This is a genomic window from Psychrobacter sp. Arc9, from assembly GCF_041431295.1.
In the GTDB taxonomy this organism is placed as follows: domain Bacteria; phylum Pseudomonadota; class Gammaproteobacteria; order Pseudomonadales; family Moraxellaceae; genus Psychrobacter.
Window position 1 is genome coordinate 312,148 of the sequence record NZ_JASMRK010000001.1, and the last position, 10,112, is coordinate 322,259.

Annotated in this window: 7 protein-coding genes and 2 tRNA genes; 8 read left to right on the plus strand and 1 reads right to left on the minus strand. The window is 41.5% G+C overall.

The genetic code is table 11. The features are described from left to right. The first annotated feature begins 40 nt into the window (after positions 1-40). The 8 genes from QO187_RS01255 (at position 41) to QO187_RS01290 (ending at position 8,733) form a co-directional block, all read left to right on the plus strand. Complete coding sequence (locus tag QO187_RS01255; protein ID WP_371546724.1) at positions 41-2,362, plus strand: FdhF/YdeP family oxidoreductase; 2,322 nt, start codon at positions 41-43, stop codon at positions 2,360-2,362. 87 nt (positions 2,363-2,449) lie between these two features. Continuing rightward, entirely contained in the window at positions 2,450-3,532 is a 1,083-nt protein-coding gene (locus QO187_RS01260; RefSeq protein WP_371546726.1) for a formate dehydrogenase accessory sulfurtransferase FdhD, read from the plus strand. A gap of 785 nt (positions 3,533-4,317) precedes the next feature. Beyond that, complete coding sequence (locus QO187_RS01265; protein WP_322868758.1) at positions 4,318-5,967, plus strand: sodium:solute symporter family protein; 1,650 nt, start codon at positions 4,318-4,320, stop codon at positions 5,965-5,967. A gap of 84 nt (positions 5,968-6,051) precedes the next feature. Then, the gene (locus tag QO187_RS01270) at positions 6,052-6,186 is read left to right on the plus strand and encodes a putative transporter small subunit (protein ID WP_219621825.1); all 135 of its coding nucleotides are present in this window, start codon (positions 6,052-6,054) and stop codon (positions 6,184-6,186) included. 181 nt (positions 6,187-6,367) lie between these two features. Continuing rightward, positions 6,368-6,441, plus strand: a tRNA-Cys gene (locus QO187_RS01275). Between the two features lie 124 nt (positions 6,442-6,565). Continuing rightward, positions 6,566-6,652, plus strand: a tRNA-Leu gene (locus QO187_RS01280). A 164-nt stretch (positions 6,653-6,816) separates the two neighbouring features. After that, a complete protein-coding gene (locus tag QO187_RS01285) occupies positions 6,817-8,178 on the plus strand; it encodes a tyrosine-type recombinase/integrase (RefSeq protein ID WP_201510150.1) in 1,362 nt (453 codons plus the stop codon). A 219-nt stretch (positions 8,179-8,397) separates the two neighbouring features. Further along, entirely contained in the window at positions 8,398-8,733 is a 336-nt protein-coding gene (locus tag QO187_RS01290) for a hypothetical protein (RefSeq protein WP_068326716.1), read from the plus strand. 126 nt (positions 8,734-8,859) lie between these two features. Here QO187_RS01290 and QO187_RS01295 read toward each other — a convergent pair whose 3' ends face one another. After that, the gene (locus tag QO187_RS01295) at positions 8,860-9,849 is read right to left on the minus strand and encodes a hypothetical protein (protein ID WP_371546729.1); all 990 of its coding nucleotides are present in this window, start codon (positions 9,847-9,849) and stop codon (positions 8,860-8,862) included. Between the last annotated feature and the right edge of the window lie 263 nt (positions 9,850-10,112).

The window sequence follows — 10,112 nt, forward strand, 5'->3', positions numbered from 1 at the left end:
TCAAAGCTTCGCTGTTGTCACTTACTATATGAGGTCTGTCATGCGCAAAATTCCTATCTACTCCCACCCTGCTGCTGGTTGGCCTGCGCTGATCTCATCTACCCAAAAGCTAATGGACTATAAGACATTTTTGCGCGGCGGTATAAGTGTATTTAAAAGCAATCAGCCCCAAGGCGGATTTGACTGCCCAGGCTGTGCTTGGCCTGATCATAAGTCGCACAAAGCCATCGATGTCTGTGAAAACGGCATTAAAGTCATTGCCAGTGAGACCATGACCCACAAAGCAGATGCCGAGTTTTTTGCGAGACATACTGTCACTGAACTACAGGGATGGACTGGTTACGAGCTGGAACACAGTGGACGTTTATCAGAGCCGATGTATTACGATGCGGCGCAAGATCGCTATGTTCCTATCCCTTGGGAAGCCGCTTACAGCTTAATCGCTGAGCAGTTAGGACAGCTTGATTCACCTGATGAGGCATTATTTTATACATCAGGCCGTGTGACTAACGAGCCTGCCTTCTTATTTCAATTGTTCGTACGCTGCTTTGGTACCAATAATTTGCCTGATTGCTCAAATATGTGTCACGAGCCAACCTCAGTAATGCTAAGCAGACAGCTAGGTATTGGTAAAGCGACGGTCATGCTAGAAGATTTTGAGCAAGCCAAGCTGATATTGATGTTTGGGCAAAACCCAGCGACCAACCATCCACGTATGCTAGAGATGCTCGCCCATGCGCATGAGCAAGGCTGTCGAATCATCTCAATCAACCCGATGCGTGAACAAGGTTTAAGCAAGTTCAGAAATCCACAAAAACCAACTCACATGGCAGCCGGTCAAAGTGCTGATATGGTCGATGACGTTATTCAAATTCAAATCGGCGGTGATGCAGCCTTATTGACGGGCATTGCCAAGTGGTTAATCGAAAACGATAAAATAAATCATGAGTTTATTACCACTCATACTTCAGGCTTTGAACCTCTAAAACAGTGGCTAACAGAGCAATCATGGTCAGATATCACACTTGGCTGCGGTATTTCTCAGACAGATATTATCAATCTCGCTGAGCTGGTAGCTGATAGTCCAGCAACGATTTGCACTTGGGGCATGGGCATTACTCAGCATGTACAGGGTGATGACAATGTGGCGATGATTACCAACTTGCTCCTGCTGATGGGTATGATTGGTATCGACGGCGCTGGTGCATCCCCAGTACGTGGGCACTCCAACGTACAGGGCGATCGCACTATGGGTATCCATGAGCGTCCTAGCAAAAGCTTACTAGACAGTTTAGAGCGTGTGTTTAAGCACCCTATGCCACAAGAACATGGCTACGATGTCGTCACAGGTGCCAAGGCTCTTATCGCAGGTAAATTGAAAGTCTTTATGGGCATGGGTGGTAACTATGCAGTGGCCGCCCCTGATACCAGCGCGATTGAGCAAGCCTTAACCACTACTCAGCTTAATATATTTGTCGGTACTAAGCTCAATGAGACCATGCTATACCCCGGTGCTAACAATTTGATCCTACCTTGCTTAGGCCGTACCGAACGTATTGTCACAACAAAGGGTGAGCAATTTGCCACTATCGAAGACTCCATGTGTCAGATCGTACCCACTCAGGGCAAACTAAAACCTGTTAGTGATACTCTAAAATCTGAAGCGCAAATCGTAGCGGATATTGCGACTCATGTACTCGGCGCCGACACGTCTATTCCTTGGCTTGCGATGAGTGAAGATTTCGATATTATTCGAGACTATATCGCTCAAGCTATTAACGGATTTGAAGACTTTAATCAGCGTATTCGCACCTCTGAGCGTGGCTTTCATTTGTATCATGCGGCGCGTCATCGTGTATGGAATACCGAGAGCGGCAAAGCTCAGTTTGAAGTACCGCAATATCCGATTACTTTTGTCGCTACACAAATGGCAGCTGCAAACGATATCGATGACCATGCAGATACAGCACAAAAGGTTTGGCAATTGACCAGTGTCCGTAGCCACGATCAATTCAACACTATGATTTTTGGGTTTAAAGACCGCTATCGTCAAACGGATCGCCGTGATGTGCTGTTTATGCACCCCGATGAAATAAGCCGTTTAGGTTGGCAAAAGGGTGACCGTGTTATGGTCACTCGCCAACGTGCCAAAGACAGCTTAGAGCAACCACGCATATTGGGCCCATTGGTATTGAGCGAGATGGATATTGCCTCTAACGCTGTCGCTGCTTACTATCCTGAGTGCAACGACCTCTTTGATTTAGAGACACATGCGCCAGATTCTCATATCCCAGCGTACAAATCGACGACCGTCATTTTAGAGCGCGTAGAGGCAAATACGTCGATCGCTACGCCTGTGTAAATCATACTGCGGAGAGCCAATAGTGATATTTTCATTGGCTCTCTAAATGACCATAAGCACGCCCCTACTTTTAGGCCATGATAAACCGTGATAACCATTGAATATAACGCTGAGCAAAGTGAGGCTCTTATCGACCCCGCTATGATAGATAACTCAACCGACATTAAGAGAGTTGTACCTAAATCACCTAACGATGATAGGTTGTCAGAGACACCACTTGCTCGTAGTCACTTAGCACAAAAGCATCATTACCCGTCAGTTATTAGCAACCCTAATAATGACTCTCACCTTCAAATCGAATCTCAGACCACCAGCTTAGCAGTCGAAGCTGCGGTCTCTATCATTATTAATGGGATTCATTATGCTGTGCTGATGGCCAGTCCTCATCAGTTAGAGTATTTGGCTGTTGGGTTCTTATTTAGCGAAGGATTAATTCAATACAGTCACGAGTTACTCGACTGGGAAGTGACTCACCTTGCAGATATCGCTAGCTACCAGAAGTTCGTTCAAGATTCGAGTGACGAAGATCTTGACTCAGTATCAATTGAGCAAAGCTTAGAACGATTTCAAGATTACGATATCTATGTCGTGGAGTTGGTATTGAGCCAACGCTGCCATCAACGTATACAGGCACAAAAGCGGCAGCTCGCAGGGCGTACAGGCTGCGGTATGTGCGGTATTACTGGACTAACGCAAGCTTTGCCTGATTTAAGTACTTACTCACAAGACCATTTACACCATGAACATAACCGACAGATAGGTATAAATGGCATTCAAACGAGCGCACCAAGTCTTGACTCCCTATTGGCACTGCGTCAACAAGTGGATGCCGCGCAACATACGCATCAACTGACAGGTGCGGTACATGCCGCAGCGACGATACATAATCAGCAGCTACATTTATTCGAGGATGTAGGCCGCCATAATGCACTTGATAAACTCATCGGTTGGCAATTACGCCAAAAAGCAGACGTTAGCTGTGTGCTTATGACTTCGCGTCTCTCTATTGAACTGGTTCAAAAGTCTATTCGAAGTCAAATCCCGTGGCTAGTTGGCATGTCAGCGCCTACCAGTACAGCAGTGCGCGTGGCTGAGCGTTATGGCCTTGGATTGGCTGGATTTTTACGTGATAACCGAGTCACTTACTATACCAAACAAGATAATATATAAAAACCCCCTTCTACTTGTTCATTGAGAGCAACCATCATCTATCGCTCATTATCTATTTTTCTAATGAAAGCTTCAGCTAACCATTCATGGTTATAACTTAGCTCATAGCGATATATCACTCGATGCTACTAATAATAAAACCTTATCTTTCAATGCTTTATTAAAAATCTTATTAAATCTCTTTAAATAAATACTTATATATCATCTTCGGTCATTGTTTGGTAAATATCGGATAATGTTTGAGGTTAATGACATAATAGGTTACTCTTATCCCGCAAATATGTTACAGGCACTTAACAAATATGTAGTTTTATTTATTAATGCCGCTTAGTAACACATCAATCGCAATAGATGAGTAGAGATTTCTCAGCTATTGTTTATTACAGCTGATAAGGCTGTCTAAATCGAGTTCGGGTCATTTTATCATGGCTTAGTGCTTATTCGTAATTCCGCTATAGACACTCATCACATGAGTTTTCTTTAGCATGTAGCTACCTTTGTGTATGCCTATTAATAGCGTGATGGTTTACCCATTAACTGACGCCTATTGAAAGTAGTCCCTGTCTTTTTGATTTGACAGTATCTGTCTCATTAAGATTTGGGCGTAACACTTAGCATTTGCTTACCACTGCAGTTGGTATTTTCGCTATTTATATTAGCCACATACGTTCGGTATGAGGACTGTGTAGGCTATGCTGTATTCCTAATGGTTTGGTATCTTTCATTTTTGCTGAACTTTATTCATCAACTAACAATTGCGAGGTCTGAGTTTGAAAACTGAGTCATTGTTCCAATTTTCATCATTAACGATTATTTTATTATTATTAGCATTTTATGGCGGCACCTATTTACTGTCCTTATTAATCAAAAAAGATAAAGAGACCACTTCTGGATTTATGGTCGCAGGTCACGGTGTTGGCTTTGGTATGGGTGCAGCCAGCATGACCGCCACTTGGATTTGGGCAGCCTCATTTTACGCTGCGGCCACCTCTGGCTATAAGTACGGCGTATCAGGGCCGATACATTATGGCTTTTGGGGTGCATTGATGATTTTATTCATCTACCCTTTTGGTATGCGCTTTCGTGAATTGGCACCAGATGGCCATACACTAGGTGAACTGATTCATGCCCGCCACGGTTCATCAAGCCAATTAATCTTAGCCATATCCAACATTATGGGCAGTTTAATTAGCTTGATGGTCAACTTTACTGCTGCTGGAGCCTTGGTATCTGTTCTTTCGCCATTATCTTTCCAAACAGGGGTAATGATTGCAGGTATTGGTGTCCTAAGTTATACGCTAACATCAGGCTTTCGAGCATCCGTCTTTACGGATTTCGCCCAGTTGGTCGCTCTAATGGCCATTGGTATTGTCATTATCCCAGCGGTATTATTTGCTATGGGCGGCCCTGAAGTTATGGTTAGCGGCCTGTCAAACCTGACTTTGGAGCAACAGAATTTCTTTTCTTCTGAGGCATTCTTTCAACAAGGTGCGCCTTATTTTGTAGCGGTATTGGCATATGCTATTGGTAATCAAACCATCACTCAGCGCCTATTTGCTATTGATAAGACCAAAATCAAAGCAACGTTTATCACTGCTACGGTTGGCTATGCGGGTATCGTCATCGGCCTTGGTATGATTGGATTAATGGCTGTGACTATTGGTGTTGAACCACTCGATGGCAATATGAATAACCTAATCCCTCAAATGGTTAGTACTTATCTACATCCAGTCTTTATTGCATTATTTTTTATTTTAGTGATTGGGTCGTTGTCCTCGACCGCTGACTCAGATTTATCAGCGCTATCAACTATTATGATGGCGGATGTCTACGGTAAAAATATCGCCAAAAAAGGCCATGTTAAACCTAAAACAATGATGCTAATTGGTCGCGGCACGATGATTGTTGCGACAGCAGCTGGACTAATTTTTGCGAGCTTTAAGCTTGATATTCTCGTCATGCTAGTATTTGTTGGTGCACTATGGGGGGCTATTGTCTTCCCTGTTATCGCCAGTGTGTTTTGGAATCGCGTCACCAACACTGCCTTTACCTCAGCAGTTATCGTCGGACTACTCTTATTTTGCGTTGCCCGTTTCGAATTACTCCCAATCACTGGTGTCACCGCCCTATTCTTTGAAATACTGGCCAGTGTCGGTGCAGCGGTTGTTATTGGGCTAATGGTCTTTGGATTCTTAGGTCGTAAGATTGGCATGGTCGCCGCAGTTATCACGCTAGTGCTGATGCTTATCTTCGCTACTGGCTTCTTACGTCAATATATGGTCCTGCTAGCCTCTCTAACAGCTTACGGCGCTAGTACCGTCGTCTGTGTGATTATCAGCCTGATGGGAGACGAACACTTCGACTTCGACTTAATTAAGCAGCGTGTGGGCAATTACGATAAAAAGTCGGAAATCCCATCGTCACTTAAATCTTAAATCAAAGTCGCTTTATCCAAGTGCCGATTGGCCAGAAGTATTTGGCTAATCGCTACTTACTTAGCGATATTATAAGGAGATATCATGGACAACGTTTTTATCTACGGCTTATATATCTTAATTTGGCCCGCCATTACTCTTGGCGTACTCGTATTAATTTGCACGGCCACTTATCGTGATGTGAAAAGTGCCAAACGTAACAATAAAGATATAGTTTAGCGCACTATATTTTAAACCATCATCATTAAACACTGGTTTACTAATAGTTTGAAAAAGCCTATTAACAGTATAAACGCTTCTAAATTGGGGCTAAATATAGATAAGATAATAAATAAGCTGTTTTTAATGAAAAAAGGACTTGTAATTTACTATATTTTTGCTAATATAGGCGACCTTGATTGGCTGGATGGCAGAGTGGTCATGCAGCGGACTGCAACTCCGTTAACGCCGGTTCGATTCCGACTCCAGCCTCCAATTATTTATTAACTTTACGTTAATTTTGGCTTGCATTATTATCACAACCGATTATAATAGCGACCACTTATCTAGTAACTAGATGGTCTATCAGCTAGTTTACATCTTAGATAAAACAAGTTTTGCCCGGGTGGTGAAATTGGTAGACACAAGGGATTTAAAATCCCTCGCTAGCAATAGCGTGCCGGTTCAAGTCCGGCTCCGGGTACCATTACATAGTCCTATACTATCTTATAGAACAGCTAAAGCCCCTGATATCAGGGGCTTTGTTGTATCTGGCGTTCTATACTGTCCTATGAATCTATCCTAATCCATGCACTTTGAGTATACTGTCAAGTATACCGAGTTTTGAGTCTACTCATAGAGATCTAGGATATGGAAAGAAAAGCGATCAGTTCAGACAGAAGCATCAGCAGCCATAAGCCTGAAGATAAGAAGTACTTCGTTGCTGTCAAAAATCATCCCAAACTATTCTTAATGGTACGTCCTACTGAGACTAAGTCATGGATGTACCGCTACTACCCTCCTTCAAATTCTAAGCAAAGTATTATATCCATTGGTATATATCCAAGTATCTCGTATGCACGTGCGTGTGAGGTTTGGCGTGAATATGAAGACCTGTTAAGCAAAGGTATTGACCCAAAATTTCATCGTGAAGAAATAAAGAAAATTATTATTAGTAAAACTAAAAACTCTTTTAATCATTTTGCTTGGGAGTATTTTGATAGCTTAGATCAGACTCAGAAAAGTAACACCCTCATTCGTAAGAAAGGTCGTCTTGATCTTATATGCAAATATATTGGTGACGAGCCAATCAGCGATATCACCTCACCTAAAATGCTTGAAGTGCTATTAGACATCCAAGCTAAGTCATTAAACAAGGATGGTAAGCCCACAGACAAGGCTGAACGCTGTGCTGGCATTGCCAGTGATGTGTTTGTCTATGCTGGGGCACGAGGTTTCTGTACGAGTGATCCTGCGGCGCTCATTAAGAGCCAATTAGCTAAGTCAAGTTATGGTCATCGTCCTGCGGTTACTAAACCAAAGGACTTGGCTAAATTACTTAACGCTATCGAAACAATAGAAGGTGACCCAAACACCATAAATTCCCTTAGGCTATTAGCGCTTCTGTTTGTTCGCAATGGTGATTTAAGACGTATGAGCTGGGCTGATCTAGACCTAGAAACTGGCAGATGGCGATTAAAGCCATTGAAGGGGCAAGGCAAGGTAAACATGGTCAAAGACATGGTCGTTCCCCTACCTCGTCAAGCCGTAGCTATATTGAGTGAACAACAAAAAATTAATGGTCATACTGAATACGTATTTTTTAGCCAGACGGCAAAAAAGCATCAGATCATCTCTGATGCGACAGCGAATAAGCGGTTAAAGGATTTAGGCTATAAAGATATACATTGTGCTCATGGCTTTAGAGCGACAGCGAAGACCATCCTACAAGAGCAGTTAAAGTATCCACTTGTGCTTGTAGAGATGGCATTGGGTCATACGACGAAAGATCCTAATGGAACCGCCTATGGTCGATTTGAATACATTGATGATCGTAGTAATATGATGCAGAAGTGGGCGGACTATTTAGATGCTTTGCGTGAAGGTAGAGATACGGCAGAATTTAGAGCAGATGCCCAAAACAAGTCTGATTCTACTACCCATCTGCAAGCGTTGATTGACCAGCTGGGAGAGGATAAGGTTTTAAGGATACTTCAAGCTGATGTAATGTGAATATAGGTAAAGCCAGCTGTATTATTAACATTAGTCAAATATATATTATTAATAGAAACATTTTTAATTCATGAATTATTTTGTTAGCTATAAAAGCTTTTGTAACACAGCCTTTAGACAGATTTGTATCTCATGATTATTTATGTGTAGTATATAAATATAAGTGTTTATAAATAGCGTGTAAAACTACCACATAACAATAATTTAAGAGAATTTATTATGATAGATAATTTGAACAAAAAGTCTTCAGCTAATAAAACTGGGGCAGGTAAGATTAAATTCGGCGGCATGAATGGTGGCGATTCTGTAATATCATCTTTAGCTAGAATAAGATATGAAGCTGGTATAATTCAACAAGCTACTTTACTTACAGCCGGAGATGGTGTCACTATTTTATTTAACGGTTCTAACGGAGAGCCACTATATGAAGGTAAGCCACACTTTTTATGTCATTCTTCCGACTTGTCTAAAGCAATGATTTTTAGGAATGATGATGAAGCTACTTCTTTTTTGAAAGATTTGGGCTTTGCAGATCAAGATATTCTTAAATCTTAACCATTATTATTTATAAGAAAATTATGCTCAGTTTATAGGTATTCTTTATTTATTAAACATAATGGCCGACATAGTAATAACTACCATGTCGGCCATTATGTTAATTACCTATAACTAAAGATGCCTTCAGCTCAAAATCCCCTCAAACATATCATTTAAATAAGCCGTTTGATTGCCTAGCATAAACAACACATTTCGCTCTTTCAGCTCATCTTCGCTTAAGGAATTGTTTATCAACTCTTTCATTGGCGTCGTGGTCAAAATAAAGCTATTTAGTATCAGCTTATCTTCTAAGCGGCTCTCAAGGGTTTTTATTTCTTTATATAGATTAATTTTGGCATCATCAGTATTCATGTTGCGGATACCCTTAGGATCAATCAAGGTCAGGTACTGCTCACCCGTCTCTTTGTGTACTAACCACAATAAAAAGTCTGGATAAAAATTACCTGCTAGTGCAAAACCTAATCCTTTGTAACGGTTATCGGGATTACGAAGTAAATAGATATGGTAATCTTTAAGCGCATCAATCTGTTTATCAGAATTGATATAGTGCTGTAGATCATCGACGAATTTGACTTCGCTACTCTCACCCTTACTGTCATAATCAAATACTGAAGGCGACCAAGTAAATGGCAAGCTATCATCATTTTTGCTGAACAATGGATAATACAGATGCTTGTCAAATACGACTGTACGTAAGCTACCGTCCTGCCAGTTGACTGTCTTCTCTAGCTGTCCATCATTGACTATATCTTGTAACTTGGTAAGGCGTTTAAAGTACTCTTCTGCCTCACCATTAAACCCTTCTTTTGATGTAAAGACGTATTTATCACACATGTGAATAGGCAGATCATCGTCACCGACATTAAACTCTGTCACTTCATAGTACTGACCTTCGTATGCGTTTTTCATGGTTTTGTAAAATCTGTCCATGTACGCTTGTAGCAGCTCTAATAAAATGCTTTGTTGAAAGCGTATACCCTCTACATCTTTCGTCAGCTTTTCGCTATCTACCAATAGCCTATACCAGTCATCATGGGTATTCTTAATTGGCTTACAGCAGAACGCTCTAAGCTCGTCGATACCAAGACGTATGTTGGTATAGCCACGTTGCATCTTATACTGCTGTAATTGTAAATATAAACTGTCAAAATCAAAGAAGGGCATGATATCAGGCGATATCTCATGCTCTTGACGCTTGTCTTTTAAGTCATTATTACGCTTGCGCTTATCGGTATGATAGGCTTGGAGTCGTGGATATAAGTCTAAAATAACAAACGGTTTTTTAATCTTGCCTTGATATGACCCATGCTGTCAAATCCGTAGAACTAAACTTGGGAGATTTTAATTACGCAGCCTGACGATAGTAGTCAAACCAC